This window comes from Xenorhabdus sp. PB62.4 (assembly GCF_014467285.1).
Lineage (GTDB): Bacteria > Pseudomonadota > Gammaproteobacteria > Enterobacterales > Enterobacteriaceae > Xenorhabdus.
In genome coordinates this window covers 1-1356 of the sequence record NZ_NKHR01000078.1, presented here as the reverse complement: position 1 = coordinate 1356, position 1356 = coordinate 1, and the positions used below count along the sequence as shown (strand labels likewise).

Here is a 1356-nt window from a genome sequence, read left to right as displayed (position 1 = left end):
GTCTGACGATCAAACAGGTGTAATCCGCCTGTTAACGTGCCAAACAGCAGATAATGCCCGGCATGCAGGTTAACCGAGAACACGTTTTCATCCGGCGTATGGAAGGTGTAGACAACCCCATCCGCATCGGTGAAATACGTCACTTCCCCCGCTCGCCTTAACTGTTGCGACCAGTCATCTGACCATTTAGGGCCGAACAGGCCGGCAAAATTTTCGGTTGAACGATAGGTACGCACTAATGACAGCGGCAAGGTGCCCGGCAGGGAGAGCATCGGCCACTGTTGCAAGAAGTCGCCCGTAGCCATATCCACCGGATCACCACAGTTATCGTTGTCGTTCGGTTTTTTACTTTGTTTCTGGGTCGATTTTTTCGGCTTATCCGATTGGGTGACGCCTTTTTTATTGCGTGGCAAGGGTAATAACCCGGCAATCACCACCGCCCACTGCAAAGCTTTATTGCTTTCCTGCAAAATAGGGAGTGCCTCGCCCGTTTCCTGGGTAATGGAAATGGATCCCGCGGCACTGTTGATATTGGCGTCACAGGTGGTGCGGTGCCCCAACCGGGCAATCGGCTTGCCGTTGGCAAATACGGTCTTGGCGCCTTCAGCGACCACACCGGGAGGATGGTCACTGCACACCACCGGATCGCCTTTCCGCGCGACCGGTTTACCCTCAAAGAACACATTGGGTGATCCTTTCGCAATGGTGCCTTTATTGCTGCCATATTGCCCTATCGCGGCGCCAATCCCGGCACAGGCGCCACCGACAAACCCGCCGGCAGCCGCGGCCGCGGCAACCACAACCAGTGCCGCCCCTCCTGTGGCCACCACCAGGGCACCCACCGCCACTGCTGCGACAGCACCCAGTAAAATCCCGCCCAGCGCCCCCCATAGCCCGGCATTTTTATTCTGATGGGCAATGGCATCGCCTTCTCTGGCCGGATTTTCACCTTCGGTTGCCACGGTGCTCATCCCCATGCCTTTGGCGATAGCGTGGCCGACTTTATCCCCGACATACATACCCGCCGCCCCGCCTGCTGCGCCGGCGGCTAATCCCACCGCAAAAGGGGCCGCCGCGCCAGTAGCCACTGCATAGGTAGCACTGGTTGCCAGCGTGGCATTGGAGAAGGTATCACTTTGTAAAAATGCCAGTGCCCGGTCAGACGTGGATTTTTCTGTCCGTGGCGGTACTGGCGCAGGCTTGCCTCCCTTTGAAGGCGATGTATGATTGTGTGTGGCAGGTGGCGGAGAGGGCCGCCCTGCCGCTGCTGCGCCCATAATCACATTCTGTGAAACACTCATATCACACCTCCCTGTCAGGCGTTATCCTTCGGCTCATCACGCAACCGGAACGTTG

At 57.5% G+C, this 1356-nt stretch carries 1 protein-coding gene; it reads right to left on the bottom strand.

What is annotated here, in order from left to right; translation table 11 throughout:
• Positions 1 to 1301, bottom strand: a 1301-nt coding sequence (locus Xenpb_RS19260; protein WP_187655725.1) for a PAAR domain-containing protein, incomplete at its 3' end; no start/stop codon positions are given.
• Positions 1302 to 1356 lie beyond the last annotated feature (55 nt).